This is a genomic window from Marinagarivorans cellulosilyticus (assembly GCF_021655555.1).
GTDB classification, from domain to species: Bacteria; Pseudomonadota; Gammaproteobacteria; order Pseudomonadales; family Cellvibrionaceae; genus Marinagarivorans; species Marinagarivorans cellulosilyticus.
In genome coordinates this window covers 1,006,703-1,025,902 of sequence record NZ_AP023086.1, presented here as the reverse complement: position 1 = coordinate 1,025,902, position 19,200 = coordinate 1,006,703, and the positions used below count along the sequence as shown (strand labels likewise).

Here is a 19,200-nt window from a genome sequence, read left to right as displayed (position 1 = left end):
GAATAACCTAGTAATTCAGTCAAGTATTGTAACAGCTAGCCCGCTGGCTTACTTGCAGCTTTTAACGCTTCTATCTCACGCTCTAAATCGGCAATTTTGTTATTGCTGTGGTAAACGTAGTTTTGCGTTGCTGTAAGCACGCCACGTAAAATGTTTAGCTCCATTTGGTCTGGGCGAACGCGACCGTACAAGCGGCGTAGGCGCGTTAGCGTTTGGCGCGGGTTGCCCACTTCCAAAAAGCCTAAGGTTTCGAGCGTTTTTTGCAGGTGCTCAAAGTAGTGCTCTATATCCTGTTGCGCCGCCGGCGGCATATCCCACTCATCGAAAGAGATAGGCTGGCCAGCTTCCGCCGCGAGGGCACTCATGCGAATTTCGTACACAATAACTTGTAGCGCCGCCGCTATATTCAACGAGCTGTAGCCTGGGTTAGCCGGAATATGTACATGGTATTGGCATTTGTGAAGTTCTTCGTTGGTTAGTCCACGGTCTTCGCGGCCAAAAAGAATCGCCACTTCGTGCTCGCTATTTTTGGCTTCACTATAAACTTTATCGCCACACTCACGCGGGCTAACCAAAGGCCACGGGATGCGACGCCCGCGCGCACTAGTGCCCACTACTAAGCGGCAATCGGCTATGGCTTCATCAAGGGTTTCAACCACAACGGCTTTTTCAAGCACATCTAACGCGCCCGCTGCACGCCATTGCGCTTGGTCTGCAGGAAAATCCTTAGGTGCAACCAGCACTAAGCGCGACAACCCCATGTTTTTAATGGCTCGAGCCGCCGCGCCGATATTACCCGGATGCGATGTATTAACCAGCACCATGCGGATGCGGTCAAACTCTGGACGAATGCGATCTGGCTCAACCGAGCTCATAGTCAGTACCCCAATAAAAAGTCACTACCGCGCTGCAGCCACCCAAACGGCGCCTAAAGCCACAACACAGCCCTGAAAAAGGGGCGCGATTCTACCAGAAGACGCCCAAGCTGTGTGGTCTTTGATCAGTTGTGTGTTTACAAGCTAAAGCATGCGGGAGATTTTGTGGCTGCCGCGCGCACCAAATCGAGGCGCTCACTGATCGGCAACGAAGAGGCTACTAAATTGGTTGCATACTATTTATTAGCAACCATAAACCAAAGATATAAAAGCAAGACACTAAGCTTCGCTGCGATCGGCGGGATGGTTAATGCCATCATAAGTCGGTATGCACTGTATTTTTAAGGGATTTATCCCTTCTAAGCAGGCAATATTAAAACCGTACTGAGTGGGGTTTGACCTGCGTTGATGATGGGTATAAATACCGCATTTGTTACAGAAGTAATGCTTAGCCGTATTAGTATTAAACTGATAAAGCGTTAAATGCTGCGCCCCCTTAACAATATGAATACCCGTTAAAGGAACAGAGGCAACTATTGCCCCTCTTCTTCGACACATAGAGCAATCGCACCGGCGCACGTCAATTAACCCTTCTGGTAAATCGAGCTTCATTTCAATCGCACCACAATGGCAAGTTGCTTTGTGTACAGGCAATACAGCAACACCATCAACTTCGCCCACATTTAGGGTCATATTCAATGCCTCACATCAATTAATAATTCACCCTATTGCGCAAATCATTTCGCACGCCCAATATCAGTTACCCCTAGGATTACGACAACCAGCAATAACCCATTTCGATTCGCTAGTTGGGTTTAACCTAGAAACCGCAGTTGAACCATCAAAGTCTACACATCCCTTGGCGTAACTCGCGCGCGATAAAAATGATTCACCAGCAATAAGGTGGCTACGTATTTTTTTGACGATCAACTACGGTTTCTAGGTTTAATAAATACCAAGGTCATGCGGTGACTTTCGCCGATATCGTTATACACAGCTTTTTCTGCATCACTGTCAGAACCACGTAAAGTTGGTGGAAGCTGCCAAACGCCATTGTCGTAATGCCGCGTATCTTTGGGGTTATTATTAAAATAGCCTTCAGCCTCTAACGTAAAACCCGCTTTAAGGGCGGCATCGATAACAGCTTGGCGACCAACATAACCGATGTTGGTTGAAGACCAATCTTGATTGTTAGCCGCCTGATGCTGCACTAGCCCAAGCTTACCGCCGGGTTTGAGCAACGAAAAGAACTCGGCCATCATCACATCGGTAATGCCGCGCGCAAACCAACCGTGTGTACTGCGGAAGGTAACGATGCGATCAACCGAGTTTTTAGCGGCCGGCGACTTCACTACCTTCTTACTTTTTTCATCAATCATTAATGATTGAGTGTCTACCTTGCCGTAGTGCTTACCGCTGGCAGCCATTTTTTTATCAAAGCGCTGTCGCGAGCCTGGACGGTAATTGGCTTGGGTATCACTGGTGTCGTAATGAGCTGCAATTAACTTGCCCTCCTTTTTAAGGTAGGGCGCCAGAATTTCTGTATACCAGCCTCCACTCGGCCAAACTTCCATCACGGTGTGCTGTGGCTGTATATCGAAAAGCGAAAGGGTTTTAAGCGGGTTACGATACTGATCACGTTCGACATAAGCAGGTGTACGGTGATCACTATCAATCACTTTTTGTAAGGCTTGTTCATCAGCAAATGCGCCCATGCTGCAGAGCGATAAGGCGAGTATAGCGGCAGTATTTTTCATAGCTTTCCTGTAGTAATAGGTTGTGTGATTGAGTGGAGGGCGTCGGGAATGATCATTTACATGCGCCGGTACGACAATGATTAACTCGAATAGTTTCCCCTCAAGGTAGAGGCTATGCGGCAGTAATGGCACTATCGATTATAAATAGCTGACACTTGACCGTGAGCCAAGGCTCGGTAGGCACCGCCATGGTAAACATCTAATATGAATAACAATGATGCTATGTCTGGCCAAAAAATGCAGAAACGCTTGCGTGTATTGCCTCAACACTTTCACTTACAGTCATTAACGACGTATCGATACTAATCGTTGCTGGGCACGGAATCGGACCAAATTTATTGCTGCCAAGACACTCATTTAGCAGTTCTTTGGACTGTATTTTATGCGTCCCCATACGCGATTTATTACCGACTCGATTCTCCAATGCTGTTAAAGAAACATCAAGATAAACCGGAAGAACACTGCCGCCATAACATTCAACCAGTTCAACCCAATTTTTAATTACCGCATTATCATGCTCAATATCGTAGCAAAGGGTTACAACCAAACCTTCAACATTATTTTCACAAGCCTTGGTGATGCACTTCACTCTGAGCTCATCGACAAATTCAAAAAAATCTCCGCCGCCAAACCCAGAATAAGCAACCATAGCTAAATCAACGGTCAGGTGGTTATGCATAACCGAAAACCCAAGCCGGGCGGCCAACGCCTTAGCCAAGGTTAATTTCCCGCTAGCGGGTGCCCCATGTATAATTATTAACTTCATCGCAGTATTTAAACTCTAACGTTCACCAGCAGCACAATGGAAGGAATTTAGAATGCCCCCTCATAAATAGGGTTAGCACCATAAGTTTCAATTAATTACACCCAGCGTAACCATTAGCGCTAGTATCTAAACCCTGCACTTAAACCCACAAACGATCGATTCTGCTCTTCATCAAAATCCTCACCATACCCTGCGTCCAAACTAATCACCCCCGACAGACAACTCCTGCCCAACAATACCTCCGTACTGATATCCCAAGCCTGTAGAGGCCTTAAACTCTGTCGCATGAACGGGTGCTGAAATAACGCTCCACTGCCTTAATGTTCAACCAAATATTTCCCTCCGCCATAATTTTTATCTTTGTATCCTCCGGGCACTTTTATCACAGCCAACCTCAAAACATTAGTTATAAATTCGCTCAAACCCCTTTTCACTAAAACCATTCATTTTTCGCCCATCCACTAAAATCAACGGCACGCCCCTTCCCCCTAGCGCTTTGTGGCGCGCATTGGCGGCGGGGTCGGCTTCTATGTCGTATTCCACATAAGCGATGCCATGCTTGGCCATATAACGGCGTGCTTTTTTACAGTAGCCACACCAAGTCGTCGCGTACATTTCTACTTGTTTAGTTACAGGCTTATCAGCACCACCAACGCCAGCCTCGGCAGATTCAAAGGTATTTATTCTGGTTTCGACTTTTTTAACCGTGCCGCCGGCCTTGGCTACTGCCGTATCGTCGGGGCGATCGGTGTAGTGTACTTTGCCGTTGGCATCGGTCCATTGATAAATATCGGCGCAAGCACAAGTGGCTGCACACAACAACGCAGCGCAACATAATAGTTTTAACATAATAACTCCCTTAAGCTTGTCGATAAGCCAGCCAGTTTATAACGAACCACTTAAAGATAGCAGCATTAATAAGAAGCTAGAACAGCCGCCCGTTCACACGGCAAACTTGCCTGCCGATTACGCCAAAAGGTGTTGTGGGCAAAACGCTTAGGGCCTTGGTAGGTCGCCTGCAAATGCGATAGGTAACGCTGGCTTACCGCCTGCATTTCTGCGCAATATTGGTTACGCGCGTTTTGGCAAGCTTGAACATCGGGGGCCGCCAGCACGCTTACTGCCGATTCCGCCGTGGCTAAAGCATGGAATAACCCTTGCGAGGATATCGGGTCGAATGTCATTAGCGCATCGCCTACGGCCAAAAAGCCGGGCACGGAAGCTTTTAGTGCGTTAATGTCCATTAACGATGTACCGGCAGGGCGATAAAACAACGTTGCTTTTGCTTCTTGGCTATTGGGGTACGCGTAATATTTTTTAAAAACAGTGGCCAACAACGGCTGTGCCATTGCCATGGCATACAGCTGGCCGCCGGTTTGCAAAGCCTTGCGCATAGGGCTTTTTGCATCGAGATGGTAAGCCAGCACGCGTAAATTAAGCGGTGTTTTTACGGTGTACCACCAGCCTTGCTCGTCTGCAGCTATACGCATAATGGCGTCATCATCAGTTGCTGGGCTAGGTAAAAAAGCGTGCGCGCAAAGCAGTGTGTCGTCTTTGCTTTTTGTCATACCCAGCTTGCGCGCCACATGAGCACCGCGACCAGTGGCATCCACCAATATTGGTGCACAGTAACTGTGCCGCTCGTTGTTTTGATCAAAACATTTTACCTGCCATAGCGACTCGCTCGATACGGCGCTGTGCAACGGCTGCCCCCAAGCAAAGTCAGCACCAAGCTCGCGCACGCCGTCCAACAGCATGCGCTCGAAGGCCCGCCGGTCTATATGCCAGCCAGGGCCCTGCGGGTCGCGCAGGCCATCTTGCCAGATGGGCATTGCGCTATCCCAAGTGGCTACGGCGGCGCCACGTAGCTGATGATTACCCCTATTAAACGCCTGCCATAAATCGAGCTTTTCCAGCAATATGCGGGCAGCCCCTGGCAGTGATTCGCCAATGCGCGGTGCGTTGGGCGGTGCCAATTGCTGCTCAATAATTAATACCCGCCACATAGGCTGTTGAAGCAATAGATTGCGCGCAAGCGCGAGCCCCGCCGGCCCCGCACCCACGATGATGACATCCCACTTTAAAGATTTTGCCATCTTCAGCTACTTCTGGCTGATACTACAGCCGGCCACATCACGCATTTCGCTATCGGTTTCTAGCCGCTCAGCGTGCGTCATGGCTTCGCCACCACGGTCTTCCACTTGCATAACACGAGGGAAATCGGGGTCGTCATCAATGCCTTTACGCACCTCTACAATCCCCATATCAGGGAAGCCATCGATCATGTTGGCAATTTGATTCATATAACCGGCGCCGAGTGTGCGGTCCCAATCTTGGCGGTTATTAAACGCTGCAAGGCGTTTTTCACGCGGCAGGCTTTCGTTCATCACGGTGTTGTAATCCTGCTCGCTAAGCACTTGGTTCGGCACCCGCGCAGGCCAGAAGGTGGGTAAGTATGGGTCGTATGCACGGTCGTAACCGGAGCGGCAGCTAGCGGTATCAGTTTGCCAGGGGATGGCCATCCAGCGGGTAATGGAACCTGGCGATTGCGCCCATAATGGGCCGTTATACGACAGTGCATCCTGAGGAGTTAGTGTACTGCCAAAGTGTGGCTCGGGGTTAGTTTTTTCACGATGGCGCCACCGGTATGGCTCGCTATACATGCTAGCGTGGCGCACCGGCCAAGTCATTTCGCAACCGGGGTGGAAGGCATCGGCCAAACAAAACTCTAGCGCGGCGCGATCTAGCATAGCGGGCTGCTCACAAACATGGACATCGGCCAGCTTGCTTGGCGATTTAAAATTGGGATCGAAATCAGCCACAAAATGGCCATCAGCCCAATAGCCTAAAAGGGCGAGCTGTGTTTCGGTTAGCGCCGTCATTGCGCGCGGCGTCGGCGGCATGGGAATATCCATGGCATCGCCGTAAACCCAGGGCCAAAGCTTCATAGAAACATCGCCATCAGCCGGGTTGCGAAACGCATTGGCGGTAACACGGCGCAACTCTGCATAGGTATCGCCGGGTGTGGCCAATTTTTCGAGGTATTCAATGTTCAAAAAATCATTGGGCGCCCCGAAACCAAAGCCCGCCGAAAAACCGGCATTCATCCATTGCAGGTCGCTCATCGCTTTAAGTATGGGGAATATATCGCGCTGAAAAGAGGGCTTCGTGGGCACTGGCAGCTGCCCCGCCCGAATGGCCAAGTCCGTCATTAGCGCGTACATGGTGCGCACCGATTTTTGCTGGGGGCCGTAATTAGGCGGCGCAACCACCACCCAAGCAGGTGCCACGTCTATTTCGCGCTCGCCAATTTTTAAAGTAGCACGTACGGGGCCATCGCTGGTATCGTCGTACCAATTATCGTTATTCGCAAAAGTAGTAGGCGGGCAGCCCCCTAGGGATGCCGATTTGCCCAAGCCGCCAAATACCCGCAAGCGGCCTTGGGTATCGGTACGCAACTCGCCTAACGGCACCTCAATGCCGCAGAATTCGCCACCATTAAAGTGATAAGCCGTGCCTTCGGCCGAAGGTTGATTAACACTGCGCAACCCCGGCGTAATCGATAAAGACGCTCGATCTTTTATATTGGCATTGCGCAGAGTCGTGGCCGGTGCGGTGGCCGCTTCAGGAATATCCAGTGCTAGCTCAAAGTTATACCAAGCGGCCTTATGGTTTGCTAACTCCACCTGCCATTCAATGCTGGCATCATCCATTGTAAGTTCGCGCACAACTTTACCTTGCGCGTCGTAACCGTAAATACGAAACTCCGCCACTTCACGCTTTAGCGCACCACAGCTATCGCGATAAAAACCGGGCGCTTCTGGCTTTGGGTTAACTACCTGCGGGCCAATATAAAAGCCATCGTTTTTAGTGGAATTCCCCACGCGAGCAATGCCAATAGCGGGATGAATTTTGGCACTGACAATACGGTCGTCTAAATGAATGGTTGTCATTACGCTATCTCTTATTAGTGATGAAAATTAAGATCCATAAAGTGACAACTGTTATACACAAGCGTTTTTTAGACAGATAGGGTTTTACAAGACAAAACGTGGATATATCGAGCCAGTTATTACACCTCCTACCCCAAAGGGTGCCTACCATACAACCGGCAAGCAAAATCTGCATTTGGTAACATAAACCGGATATTCACTTTGTACAGTAACGGTGTAGTCACTCATACACAGCAGGAGAAATACAATGAAGTACTCATGGATACTGTCAGCCAAAATACGGTTACTCTCAGGCGCAGCCAAATACTATTGGAGCGCAGGATGCTGACATTCAAAACTATTCACATCAAAAGCCGTAAAATCTGTGCACAATTTAGAGAGGACGCTTTCATCTGCAGCTTTCCAAACTCCAATGTTTGGAAGAACTATTGGAATGCAGAAAAATACTATGCTTGGCTAGAATCCCACATTAAGAACTACCCACTCGGGGCAATTCATATTTGGTTAAACCAAAAGATAATTGGTCAGCTAGAGTTTAACTACGGGCAACCGTTAAGTCATATTAATTTATTCTATTTACGCCCAAAATACCGAGGCCAAGATTACAGCCGCCAAATGCACGCATACACGATAAACACATTACGCAAACAAGGCACTCAAACCGCTACCCTACGCGCCGCCCCTGGCAACGAACGCGCCATTGGCTTTTATAGAAAACATGGCTGGCAAGACTTAGGGAAAGATGCAGAGCATGGCGAAGTTAATCGGTATAAGCTGGAGCTAACTGAAGAAAATTAGGTCAAAGGAGTCTCGCGACCGACTGCATAAAAGACTTAAATATTTCACCTCACTTTCACGAATGGTAACAATATAACAACGACTCATGCCTTTCAGATCACACCGTTACAGTTTTTAACAATTTACCTGCCCTTAAAGTACTAAGATGCGAGCATCACTTACCTTGGGGGTAAAACTATGAATATGAAAAAGACAGCTAACATGGCCATAAGCAGCCTTGCACTGGCACTGCTTGCCGGTTGCGATGGCGCGACTATCACTATCGACGTGGACCCACACTCGTCATCAAGCTCTAGCGTTCAACAATCGAGTTCTAGCGTTGAGCAATCTTCCAGTAGCTCGAGCGTACATATTTGCGATTCAGATATGCCACCACCAGGGGCTCCTGCGTGCTATATGATCACCCCAGAGTGCGACGACACTATGGCTTGCGCCATTGAATTTCGCACCAGCGACTACTGCGGCGTACGCGGCCTTAATGCTGAAATTGTTGACGTCCCCGGCCTTGAGAGCTGCGAAGCGATTGAGTATTGGGATTACAGTACCTGTAAAGGCCTTGATGGCGCTACATTTTTAACAACAACCCTTGGCGAAGGCGGTGCTACGCCAGAGGGCACCAGCCAAATGCATTGGCGCTTCACCTTCGAGGAGGGTCAAGTACGCTTGATGCAATCTGATTTCGGCATCAGCGGCAACTACTATTGCCGAAACGATCAGGTAATTGTGACCCTGGATCATGGCCCCGAGATTGAGCACGTACTCGATATCGACGCCCGCCTATATCAATTTACCTTTGACCCTCTCGGCACTGGTGAAAAAATCTATGAAAATACTTACGGCCAATTGCCAGATAATTTTGATGATTGCCGCAAAGTTGCAGGTAACCACTATGTGCTGCAAAACGAAGCGACCAGCCCATTAGAAAACTATTACCTTAACTTTAACACTGCGCCAAATTCAGTTACCTACAGTGATGGCACGAAAGAAGAGTCGGGTTTTTATGACTGCGATATGGGCACGCTGCATGTTCACACACCCAGCCATGATGAATACCCGCTTCAAGTAGATGTGGCCGAAGATGGTTCCAGCGTAACTATTCGCGGGCTAAACAGTATTACATTACCCATTGAAAACCCAACGCCCGGTTTTTGCACCAAAGAATATGCGCCGGTGTGCGGGACCCAAGCCGTGCAATGTCTAACCGCCCCTTGCCCGCCACTGCACAAAACCTACGGTAATCAATGCGAAGCTGAAAGTAGCAATGAGACAGTATTGTTTGAGGGAGAGTGCGGCAAGCTTGAAGGCGCACCAGTCGAATCACTACCCGTGGCTTGCATTGCCTTATTCGACCCCGTGTGCGCGAAAAAACACAACCCATCTGTAGCCTGCGTAACCGAGCCCTGCCCTACCTATGAATACAAAACTTTTGGCAATAGCTGCGAAGCCGCGGCGCAATTTGCAGCATTTAGCTTTGCCGATAGCTGTGATACTTATTCGCTAGAAGGCAGGCTTAGCTTTGAGGACACACCAGTGCGCCTAGACGTAAACGATGACAAAGCCCTACAAAGCATTACCCTAATTAGCGCAACCATAAAAGACGATGTGTTAACGGCTAAGGTAGCTTACTCGGGCTGCGATGTCCAAGCCATTAACTTTACGGTTGATACCGCGTTTTTAGAAAGCTTCCCAGTGCAAGCCAACAATTACTTTAGCAAAACCGTAAACGATGCCTGCCAAGCGTATTTCGAGCAGGAATACAGCTTTGATTTACTGCCATTACAGGCAGCGTACAAAGCATTGTATCAAGCCGATAGCGGCGAAATTAGTTTGCGCGGTGTTGGCAGCTACAGCTTTTAATTAAATCCTTAAGCTAGCACAAGAAAACGGGGCTAATTTGGCCCCGTTTTTTATTGGTATCCATTGCTATTAATTGTTATGGGACATAACTGGATATTACAATCCATATTCAGTGATTCGCGACAAAATTAACATCCATCTAAAACTAGGCCCCTAAAGAAAAAGTGCTGGAACCCCAGCGAACACTCCCATTTAAACTGAACAACGAAGCATAGCAGCGAGATCTCGGCCAGCACGGCAAAGCTTTCTCAAAAGCGTCGTGAACCCATCCATGGGGACTCTATTCGGCGTCCTGCCTCATAAGTTTTGAAAAGCGTTACCGCGCTGGCCTGACGTATTCTTCAACATTATCAATGTCAAGGTACTTAACTCTATCCACGCAGACTACACGGCTCGAATTGTGATAGAAACGAGAGAAGGCCCTGAGCTAATGAAAACCAGCTAGGCTATTACTCAGAGTTTTCGCCAGACAAAATATTAAATGAGGCATAACGGTTGGGAAGATACTCACGCAGATGGGCAATTATTTCCCGCAAGCTAAAAGACCTCGCTTGCGTTTAAACTTTTAATGGTTACATTTACAAGTAAACTGAGGGGCCATCTCATGGCGCTTAGCGCTAGCTACTACAAATAAATAACCCATAAATAATTGGTGCACTATGGCAAACATGCTTAAGACTAGGCTTAAAGAGCTAACGGAAAACAACGAAGACCTCGATGTTTTATGCGCCCAATGGGCTTTTGATGAGAAGCTCGTTAAAAAATCTTTAGGCGCGGTTAGCAGCCTATTCCCACATTTTAGCTTGCACGATGCGTCGCATAGCAAACAGATCCTTATCAACATTGAAAGGCTACTGGGCGAGGAAAGTATTTCTCTGCTTAGCGCTACAGATATCTGGCTGTTACTGGAATCAGCCTACTGGCACGACATTGGCATGGTGGTACCGCATGCTGATCAACTCACTGCAGAGCAGTCTTCAGGCTTTAGTGATCTAGTCGAAAACATAAAGCTTGATCCTGCGCATGACCTTTATAAATTTTGCAATCAGCTCGACTTCACCCTCCCCAAGCCTTGGCTAAAAATCGACCTTCCCATTGCGGATTTTCTACAGCGGTACAGCGAGCTTATGGCTGAATTTTTCAGATCAAAACACGCATCAAGGTCAAGTGACATTGTATTAAACCCAATCGACTCTATTGGCTTACAATCACCTAGAAACACCCTAATACCGAGCCGGTTATTTGCAACACTTAGTCAGATTTGTCTACTCCATGGTAGTGACTTCTATGAAATTGAAGCTCGGCTACCCCATAAAATTAACGGCGTAGGTAATGACGACTGCCACCCTCGATTCATTGCCTGCATGCTAAGGCTCGGCGACCTACTTGATATCGACGACAACCGCTTCTGCCCAACATTGCAGCTAATGTACGGGGAAGGCAGGCCCGAACTAAGTAAAACACACGAGAAAAAACATGCGTCGATTCAAGACTTTTCAATTTCCCCGCTAGAAATCAAAATTAGAGCAATATGTGGAGATGTGGATACATACTACGAAACCTACCAATGGTTTGCGTGGCTAGAGGAAGAGCACAAACAACAACTGCTTAATTGGTCTAGCATCTCCCCAGACGAAAAACGTATTACTCTCCCCTCTAGATGTAGCGCAACAGTTAAGATAAGCGGCGATCAAATAATATTAAATGCCGGCAGAAAACAGGAGTTTAGTATCGATGGGCATGAAGCCCTTTATCTGCTTGGTGAATCGCTCTACAGCGACCCGCTCCTTTGCATGAGGGAGATTATACAAAATGCAATTGACGCTACGGCAATCCGAGCTTGGATTGGGCTTGAAGATAAAGAGTTTTATAGAAAGCGCGACAATTTCCCTATCGTCTACCAACGCTATAACTCCGAAGAGCTACAAAAATACCCCATCACAATTACCGTTAATAATAACAACGGACTAGAAATTACCGTTCAGGATCAAGGTACAGGCATTAGCCGAGATGATATTCACTACCTATTAAATGTCGCAACTTCAAAGAACAATAAAATAAAAAAATCAGTCATTAAAGATATGCCAAGCTGGATGAGGCCTTCCGGCAACTTTGGCGTCGGCTTTCAAAGCATATTCAACATCACTGACAATGTTGAAATCATCACCAAATGCTTCTACACAAACAAAAGAACTAAGATAGAGGCCTTTGATCCAAGAGGCAGTAAAAGAGGCAAAGTAATTGTTACAGACCTAGCTGCAGCATACGATAAACATAGTGGCACTACCGTCAAATTCACTGTTACCCCAGGAGTCATAAGCAAGATTGGAACAATAACCAAATTCAGAACTGAAACCGAATTTGATGAAGCAAGAAATGACTTTCTTAGTAAAGCCCGCTCCGGTTTAGCTCCGCTAAAAGATAATGCAGATACTGATAAGCACCTAAGAATAGCGGCTGACCTAATTGGTAGAAACCATGAAATTGCCAGCAACTTACACTTCCAGCTATTGGACCATAACGAGATTAGATCCACGGCTTTTTCAGGAACGCCTTTTTCGCCGAAGCCAGAACAGTTCTTCGAAATAACAATTACGCCCAGATTACTCCGCCCTTTTGTATTCATTAGGTATAGAGGCGCACCAGTACAGGAATTAGCATTAAAAAATATGTTATTTTCCGTTGACATTAACATCCTTTGTGGAAGCGCGAGAGAATGGGTGACACCCAGCCGAAATCAATTAAAACAAGAAAAATTTGAAATACTGGACGAGGTTATCGTAAATTTCATAAAGGAAAATCCAGATCAGATTTTTACTTTTGCAGAAAAAAGCTCAAAACATCAAGATTCAAGAACACAAATAGCATCTTTAACTTTGGACCACCTTAGTTTAAGTGAGAACCTCGATTTAAATAAACTTCTTCCTGAGAAACGGGATGCCTACCTTAAATATAAAATTGAAGCTAACGGTGAAAAAATAGAAATAGAAAATTTACTAAAGACCGAAGACCTAGTACTTACTGACATGGTCGGCCTAGATTTTAAGCATCTAGATGAAATACTTCCCAAGACTAAGTTAAAATTTTCACCAAACACTCCTGACCGTGAGATAGGCCACTATATACAGAACAAGTTACTTAAGGTTGGGTTTTATGCGCGAAGATATTTCTTTAACAATAAAGATCTAATAGGTTCTACATTATTGTATTTCAAAAAAGAGCAAGACACTCAAGAGCTTGAATCCCACCTTTCGGATACCCTGGTCAGCAATTTGACCCACATATCGAAGGGCAGAACTTTATTTGCCTGCATCGCCGTTTCCTCTGATGACGATGACTTTAAAAACCTAACCCTTTCCCGAATAAACCATCAAAAAGACGATTTAGTCAGACAAATACCTCTTTTAAATATTGTTGATTTGGAGTTATACAAAAACGAACCCGTTAAATGGGTTGTATTGCCTTATATTTTTAGGCGAGGACTAAAAACCACAGGGGCGGAAAGCATCGATACAGAGGACTGTTACAGGCTCGCCGAAGTCATGAAAAATTTCTTAGACAACCAAACCCTTTCTATCGCAGAATTAGCAAGTTGCTACCAAAAACTCATAGAGGTAATTGACGACCGCATGCTCGAGTCACCTCATAAAAATGACTGGAGTAAATTGCGAGCTAAGCACCAAAGCTGACCCCTGAGCATCGGGTGTTGCTATGCAGGGCCATCACCGCTAGGACGGCGGTGCAGAGCTATAAGGACATATTCACGCGTGCCCAGCATAGCGATGCTCGATGCTACTCACTACTAAACACAAAAACTAGACTCAACCGAAACCAACCTTTGATTGCAATTGCAAACCGCCACCCTCACACCTAAACTTGCACCACATGCTGTAGACATGAGAACGTATCATTCACTGATGCCCGCAACTGCCTAAAAAGCGTTTTAGATCGCGTAATCGAAGACGCTGACACCACCTTAATTACCCGCCACGATGCGAAAGATGCGGTTGTGATGTCTTTAAATTATTACAACAGCCTAATGGAAACCGTACACCTACTTCGCTCCCTGGCCAATAACGCACATTTGGCAAAATCGATAGAGCAATATAAGGCAGGGCAAACCCAAGCACCGTAACTGTTGGACGAGTGATACAGCTGGCAAACGATTGCTGTGCCGGACCGACGATGCTTGGAACAACTACCTTTACTGGCAACAGCAAGATAAAAAAACACTGAAGCGCATTAACAAACTTATCACCGATACCCAGCGCTCGCCCTTTGAGGCCATAGGCAAACCTGACCCCCTCAAAGAAAACCTATCCGGTTTTTGGTCGCGCCGAATCGATGATACACACCGTTTGGTTTACGCCGCCGATGCCAAAGCGATAACCATCATATCCTGCCGCTATCATTACTAACCCCAACTCTCAAGCGCTAAACAGCACCACGATCTACCTGAGAGCTTCTCGATTTTCACGCTGGCATAAAAGTGGCACCACACAAGGGCATCCAATCGAGATGCGCATGTTACAAAGCCTCGTTTGAAAAGACTCTTAGCGAGCGAGCATATAGTTACTTAGCAAGCACATCACAATCAGAAGCATCAACAACCAGCAGGCCAATATCGAAATGTACCTCACCACAAAGCTGGCTATTCATTTCGGCACCAGAACCGTCCAATAAAACGTCAACTGTTTTTATGTAAACCCCAGAAGAGTGGCTTATAAAAACTTTGGTGAGCTTTGAGTCCGATGGCACCCATGTATAGCCAGCCTTAAAGCTGTTACCTTCTGACTTCGCAGCGATAACGCAATTAAATTGCTTTTCCAGCGTATCATTACGGAGCTTTTGGCTTTGAAAACTAAGATCAAAATAACCACAATCAATGGCATTAGAAGCGCTTAAATGCACTACCTCTTTATCAAACCCCGGATAAACAATGTCATTCCAGCCGGATGCAGGGCCGACAGTGGTAGCACAAGAAAAGGCAAATAATGTGCTGGTAATTATCGAAGCTATTCTTATACGCACTTATAATCATCCCTAGCTATATAGTTTAATAATACACCCCATATTCCGTCATCAACTTTATACTTAGGGCCAAGCCTATGACCGAACTCATAAGCATCGACCAATAATGACCTCCCCCACCCCAAAATACCCAAATCATTAATATGTAAAAAGCTATCATTTATCTCGAAGACAAGAACTTACACACGCCGCTAGCACCCTTGAACCTTTCATCAAAATTGATACTTTAAGCTTCCGCCCGCTCGAAAGAAAAATCACATAAGCTGACGACTTTTTTGACCACTTTATTGCCGCTATCTCCTCCCAAGTAATTGAATGCCGCTTCAACATGGCTGTCTGCTGGTGAATACCTCCACCATCAATCCAGATTTGATGCGCAAAAGTCTCGACCACCCCCACTACAAACACAACTAGAAATAAAGTTAGCACTAACTGTGCCTGCCATGGAGCTTGGGCGTCTTCACCGACCAAGGTGTTAACTAACAAAGAAACAAAAAGCAGCGCTGCTGCCAATATGGGCAGCCGAAGCCACCACGAGTATCGAATAAGCAGCCACTCTCTATCAACTGAAGGCTTGTCGACAATTAGTAAGTAAACAATTAGTGGGCTAGCAAAAATGAATGCCAACCCGAGAAAAATTTCCAACACTACATCCATCAGCAGCTCCCCACGCCCCCCCCGGTGATCTCGAACCCGAAATCCTAGCATACTTTGTTGCGCCAACCGGCGAGCAAGCCGCAGGGTAAAGCTAGTAGAAACCCTCAGCGCAAGGGATTGCGCTGCGGAGTCTCCACGGATGGATTGACGACGTGTTTCAGCTGGCTTTACCCTGCGGCAACCCTCGGTGCCCATACACAAATTTCAAGCATAAAAAAACCCGCCGAAGCGGGTTTTTAAAAAGCTAACAACCTTTCGGTAATTAACCCATTACAATCTGTACATCAACAGTAGAACCGGCTTCTTGCGTAGGAACAACAAAACCTTCTACCGCAGCACCATTTACAGTCAAAGACTTAACGCCTTTGCTTACGTGCTCTGGATTTTTAACGGTGATGTTGTAAGTTGCGCCGCGGAATTTACGGGTGAAGTTAAAGCCATCCCAATCTTTAGGAATACAAGGGTTAACACTTAAACCGTTGTAGTCTGGTTTAACACCTAAAATGTACTGGGTAATGGCTACAAAGTTCCAAGCAGCGGTACCGGTTAACCAAGCATTTTTAGCTTCACCGGGTTTAAAGGCATCTTTACCGGCGATCATTTGTGCGTAAACGTAGGGTTCTACTTTGTGAAGGTCAGAAATTTCTTCTAGGAATGCTGGAGTAATTTTTGCCCAGTAATCAAACGCGCGGTCACCATCGCCAATTAATGTTTCGGCGATCATAATCCATGGGTTGTTGTGGCAGAAAATACCGGCGTTTTCTTTATAACCTGCAGGGTAAGTAGAAATTTCACCGTACTCTACAACGTATTTAGTAAATGCAGGCTGGTTAAGTACAATGCCGTATTCGCAATCCAAATGCTCTTTAACAGAATCCATCGACTTTTTAACCAAGCCATCTTCAAGACCAATACCAGCCATGCCGCAGAAGCCTTGCGATTCGATAAAGATTTTACCTTCTTCGTTTTCGTTACTGCCCACTTTTTTACCGTAGTAATCGTAAGCACGTAAGAACCACTCGCCATCCCAACCATCTTTCTTAACGGCTGCGATCATGTTGTCTACGTGTACTTGTGCAGCAGCGGCTTCGTCTTCTTTACCAATTTCTTTACACAGCTTGATGTACTCGTTGCCATACAAAACAAACTGGCCAGCAATCATTAGTGATTCAGCCGTGCGGCCTTTTTTATTGCCGGTCGTTTGGAAAGACTCGTTAGGGTCTTCACTGAAACAGTTCAGGTTTAAGCAATCGTTCCAGTCGGCGCGGCCAATTAATGGCAAGCCGTGTGGGCCTAAGTTATTAACGGTGTGCATAAACGAGCGCTTCAAGTGCTCGAAGTGTGTGGTGGCTTTGCTTTCGTCGTTATCGTAAGGCACCATTTCATCAAGAATGCCGTAATCACCGGTTTCCTTGATGTAATCGGTAGTCGAAAGGATTAACCACAATGGATCGTCGTTGAAGTCGCCACCCAAGTTAGCATTACCGCGCTTGGTTAATGGCTGATACTGGTGGTAAGCCGAACCGTCTTCAAACTGAGTAGAAGCGATATCGATAATGCGCTCACGGGCGCGCTCTGGCACTTGGTGCAAAAAGCCGATCAAATCTTGGTTAGAATCGCGGAACCCCATACCACGGCCAATACCTGTTTCGAAGAACGAAGCAGAGCGGCTCATATTAAAAGTTACCATGCACTGGTACTGGTTCCAGATGTTAACCGAACGGTCGATACGCTCATCGCCAGAATCAACACTAATAGTGCTTAACAAACCCGTCCAGTAATCAGCAAGCTTGGCAAGCTCAGCATCTACTTTTTCGTCGCTATCAAAGCGAGCCATCAAAGCTTCGGCAGGCGCCTTGTTGATAACGCTTTTACTTTCCCACTTATCTTCAGGCTTAACTTCGATGTAACCCAAAGTAAAGATGTAGCTTTTTTCTTCGCCTGGCGCTAGCTCGACTTCGATGCAATGCGAAGCACAAGGGGACCAACCGTGAGCAACCGAGTTGCGTGGCTCGCCTTCGAATACCGCGTCTGGGCGGTCGAAATCGTTGTAAGTGCCTTTCCAAATATCGCGATCAGTATCAAAACCGCTGATTGGCGCATTTACATTGTAAAACGCGTAGTGGTTGCGGCGCTCTTTGAATTCGGTTTTGTGGTAGATGGTTGAATCTTTAACTTCTACTTCACCGGTAGAGAAGTTGCGCTGAAGGTTTTGCATATCATCTTCAGCATTCCACAAACACCACTCGATAAACGAGAAGAACTTGAATTTCTTTTTCTCGCCAGAGGTATTTTTAAGCTTAACGCGCTGCACTTCGGCCCAAGATTCTAATGGGATAAACTGAGTCACTTCCGCCGCGATACCGTTGCGCTCGCCAGCAATTTTGGTGTAGCTCATGCCGTGGCGGCAGCTGTAGTTTTCTAGCTCAGTTTTAGTGGGCTTCCAGCCTGGGTTCCAAACATCGCCACCATCGTTGATGTAAAAATACTTACCGCCGTTATCGACAGGTACATTGTTGTAACGGTAGCGTGTTAAACGACGGAACTTGGCATCTTTATAAAAGGTATAACCACCAGCGGTGTTAGAGACCAAACTAAAGAAATCATGGTTACCCAAGTAGTTGATCCAAGGATAAGGGGTACGAGGGTTAGTGATCACATACTCGCGAGCAGCGTCATCAAAATGACCAAACTTCATAAATAGCTCCGTAGCTTATATAAAGAAGAAAGAAAGCCCTAAGGCCACCCGCCAAATGGCAAGGTAATGAATGGAGGCCAACCGAGAAAGCGGCATCCTGTTATAAGGGCGGTACTTTAATGGAAGCGAATATGGTCAGCAATGGGGTAAACGGGCTTAGATCAAAAAACTTAAGTGCAATTTGACTATTAGGCGACGAATGACACCTTTTCATAGCTTTTACTGCGGCAGCGCTGTTAATTTTGATATTATTTCAGCTTCGATTTATCCCGCACATAGCTCGTCAATTCACTCAAAGCAGGAAGCTTACAATGAAGCGCATACTCACCCCCGTACTCCTTAGCACCTACCTACTACTGCTGGCCTGTGGTGATGACGGTAAAGAAGAAGCAAAAGAGAACAATGTGGTATGGAGCACCTACGCATCTGGGAGCTATGAATACGATATTCTAGAACTCTGTAACTGCCCCGCCCCCAGCGGCTTTCACACGATAGTTTTCGACGGGAAAGTTTTTAGCACGACCGCCATCGGGCCTGATATTGACTCTGCCGATAACGCCAATGCGATCACGACAATAGAACAGCTGTTTGATATTGCAGGCCAATATGGCGTAAAAACAACCTATGACAATCAATACGGCTTCCCGGAGCGCTTAGAGATCACGCCCACCGATACAGCAACTAGCGCCAGCCCTGCCGACAACATTCAGCCAAGCGGCTTCACCGCCGGCTTTGAAGTGAAAAACTTCGCTTTAATTGAGACTTTCTAGAATAAGCCCAAACAACCTAAAACGCCCCGTAGCTTTTA

At 46.7% G+C, this 19,200-nt stretch carries 15 protein-coding genes and 1 pseudogene; 6 read left to right on the top strand and 10 right to left on the bottom strand.

Annotation, left to right across the window (positions count from 1 at the left end):
- Nucleotides 1-35: 35 nt before the first annotated feature.
- From trmJ to MARGE09_RS04020, 7 genes are all read right to left on the bottom strand, one after another.
- A complete protein-coding gene (trmJ, locus tag MARGE09_RS04050; protein WP_236986077.1) occupies nt 36-875 on the bottom strand; it encodes a tRNA (cytosine(32)/uridine(32)-2'-O)-methyltransferase TrmJ in 840 nt (279 codons plus the stop codon).
- 279 nt (nt 876-1,154) lie between these two features.
- On the bottom strand, nt 1,155-1,568 hold the full coding sequence (locus MARGE09_RS04045; RefSeq protein WP_236986076.1) for a GFA family protein: 414 nt from the start codon (nt 1,566-1,568) through the stop codon (nt 1,155-1,157).
- 233 nt (nt 1,569-1,801) lie between these two features.
- Nucleotides 1,802-2,632: a class I SAM-dependent methyltransferase gene (locus MARGE09_RS04040; RefSeq protein ID WP_236986075.1), complete on the bottom strand. Its 831-nt coding sequence runs from the start codon at nt 2,630-2,632 to the stop codon at nt 1,802-1,804.
- A gap of 220 nt (nt 2,633-2,852) precedes the next feature.
- On the bottom strand, nt 2,853-3,350 hold the full coding sequence (locus MARGE09_RS04035; RefSeq protein WP_236986074.1) for a hypothetical protein: 498 nt from the start codon (nt 3,348-3,350) through the stop codon (nt 2,853-2,855).
- Between the two features lie 450 nt (nt 3,351-3,800).
- Nucleotides 3,801-4,247 carry a glutaredoxin family protein gene (locus tag MARGE09_RS04030; protein WP_236986073.1) on the bottom strand — a complete coding sequence of 149 codons (447 nt, stop codon included), beginning with the start codon at nt 4,245-4,247 and terminating at the stop codon, nt 3,801-3,803.
- A gap of 65 nt (nt 4,248-4,312) precedes the next feature.
- On the bottom strand, nt 4,313-5,494 hold the full coding sequence (locus MARGE09_RS04025; RefSeq protein ID WP_236986072.1) for an NAD(P)/FAD-dependent oxidoreductase: 1,182 nt from the start codon (nt 5,492-5,494) through the stop codon (nt 4,313-4,315).
- A 6-nt stretch (nt 5,495-5,500) separates the two neighbouring features.
- Nucleotides 5,501-7,351, bottom strand: a complete 1,851-nt coding sequence (locus MARGE09_RS04020) for a LodA/GoxA family CTQ-dependent oxidase (protein WP_236986071.1) — start codon at nt 7,349-7,351, stop codon at nt 5,501-5,503.
- A gap of 321 nt (nt 7,352-7,672) precedes the next feature.
- On the opposite strand from MARGE09_RS04020, the gene MARGE09_RS04015 reads away from it, so the two are divergent.
- The 5 genes and pseudogenes from MARGE09_RS04015 to MARGE09_RS03995 all read left to right on the top strand — a co-directional run bounded on the left by MARGE09_RS04015 (nt 7,673) and on the right by MARGE09_RS03995 (nt 14,424).
- On the top strand, nt 7,673-8,149 hold the full coding sequence (locus MARGE09_RS04015; protein WP_236986070.1) for a GNAT family N-acetyltransferase: 477 nt from the start codon (nt 7,673-7,675) through the stop codon (nt 8,147-8,149).
- Between the two features lie 177 nt (nt 8,150-8,326).
- Nucleotides 8,327-10,006, top strand: a complete 1,680-nt coding sequence (locus MARGE09_RS04010) for a Kazal-type serine protease inhibitor family protein (RefSeq protein WP_236986069.1) — start codon at nt 8,327-8,329, stop codon at nt 10,004-10,006.
- Nucleotides 10,007-10,665: 659 nt separating this feature from the next.
- The gene (locus MARGE09_RS04005) at nt 10,666-13,695 is read left to right on the top strand and encodes an HD domain-containing protein (RefSeq protein WP_420828082.1); all 3,030 of its coding nucleotides are present in this window, start codon (nt 10,666-10,668) and stop codon (nt 13,693-13,695) included.
- Nucleotides 13,696-13,919: 224 nt separating this feature from the next.
- Nucleotides 13,920-14,141, top strand: a pseudogene (locus MARGE09_RS04000) (type II toxin-antitoxin system Phd/YefM family antitoxin); the annotation flags it as partial.
- A 31-nt stretch (nt 14,142-14,172) separates the two neighbouring features.
- Nucleotides 14,173-14,424, top strand: coding sequence for a Txe/YoeB family addiction module toxin (locus tag MARGE09_RS03995; RefSeq protein ID WP_236986067.1), 252 nt, complete (start codon nt 14,173-14,175; stop codon nt 14,422-14,424).
- Nucleotides 14,425-14,578: 154 nt separating this feature from the next.
- Here MARGE09_RS03995 and MARGE09_RS03990 read toward each other — a convergent pair whose 3' ends face one another.
- From MARGE09_RS03990 to MARGE09_RS03980, 3 genes are all read right to left on the bottom strand, one after another.
- Nucleotides 14,579-15,037, bottom strand: a complete 459-nt coding sequence (locus tag MARGE09_RS03990; protein ID WP_236986066.1) for a hypothetical protein — start codon at nt 15,035-15,037, stop codon at nt 14,579-14,581.
- 156 nt (nt 15,038-15,193) lie between these two features.
- Nucleotides 15,194-15,694, bottom strand: a complete 501-nt coding sequence (locus MARGE09_RS03985) for a hypothetical protein (protein ID WP_236986065.1) — start codon at nt 15,692-15,694, stop codon at nt 15,194-15,196.
- Between the two features lie 262 nt (nt 15,695-15,956).
- Entirely contained in the window at nt 15,957-18,392 is a 2,436-nt protein-coding gene (locus MARGE09_RS03980) for a glycoside hydrolase family 94 protein (RefSeq protein WP_236986064.1), read from the bottom strand.
- Between the two features lie 311 nt (nt 18,393-18,703).
- Between MARGE09_RS03980 and MARGE09_RS03975 the strand changes: the two genes are divergently transcribed.
- On the top strand, nt 18,704-19,162 hold the full coding sequence (locus MARGE09_RS03975; RefSeq protein WP_236986063.1) for a DUF6174 domain-containing protein: 459 nt from the start codon (nt 18,704-18,706) through the stop codon (nt 19,160-19,162).
- The last annotated feature ends 38 nt before the right edge of the window (nt 19,163-19,200 follow it).

What these genes read in the sequence shown, in the direction of transcription:
- MARGE09_RS03985 (WP_236986065.1), bottom strand. Translation starts at nt 15,694, where the DNA reads ATGGATGTAGTGTTGGAAATTTTTCTCGGGTTGGCATTCATTTTTGCT.
- MARGE09_RS04020 (WP_236986071.1), bottom strand. Translation starts at nt 7,351, where the DNA reads ATGACAACCATTCATTTAGACGACCGTATTGTCAGTGCCAAAATTCAT.
- MARGE09_RS04005 (WP_420828082.1), top strand. Translation starts at nt 10,666, where the DNA reads ATGGCAAACATGCTTAAGACTAGGCTTAAAGAGCTAACGGAAAACAAC.
- MARGE09_RS04015 (WP_236986070.1), top strand. Translation starts at nt 7,673, where the DNA reads ATGCTGACATTCAAAACTATTCACATCAAAAGCCGTAAAATCTGTGCA.
- trmJ (WP_236986077.1), bottom strand. Translation starts at nt 875, where the DNA reads ATGAGCTCGGTTGAGCCAGATCGCATTCGTCCAGAGTTTGACCGCATC.
- MARGE09_RS04010 (WP_236986069.1), top strand. Translation starts at nt 8,327, where the DNA reads ATGAATATGAAAAAGACAGCTAACATGGCCATAAGCAGCCTTGCACTG.
- MARGE09_RS04045 (WP_236986076.1), bottom strand. Translation starts at nt 1,568, where the DNA reads ATGACCCTAAATGTGGGCGAAGTTGATGGTGTTGCTGTATTGCCTGTA.
- MARGE09_RS04030 (WP_236986073.1), bottom strand. Translation starts at nt 4,247, where the DNA reads ATGTTAAAACTATTATGTTGCGCTGCGTTGTTGTGTGCAGCCACTTGT.
- MARGE09_RS03975 (WP_236986063.1), top strand. Translation starts at nt 18,704, where the DNA reads ATGAAGCGCATACTCACCCCCGTACTCCTTAGCACCTACCTACTACTG.
- MARGE09_RS04040 (WP_236986075.1), bottom strand. Translation starts at nt 2,632, where the DNA reads ATGAAAAATACTGCCGCTATACTCGCCTTATCGCTCTGCAGCATGGGC.
- MARGE09_RS04025 (WP_236986072.1), bottom strand. Translation starts at nt 5,494, where the DNA reads ATGGCAAAATCTTTAAAGTGGGATGTCATCATCGTGGGTGCGGGGCCG.
- MARGE09_RS03980 (WP_236986064.1), bottom strand. Translation starts at nt 18,392, where the DNA reads ATGAAGTTTGGTCATTTTGATGACGCTGCTCGCGAGTATGTGATCACT.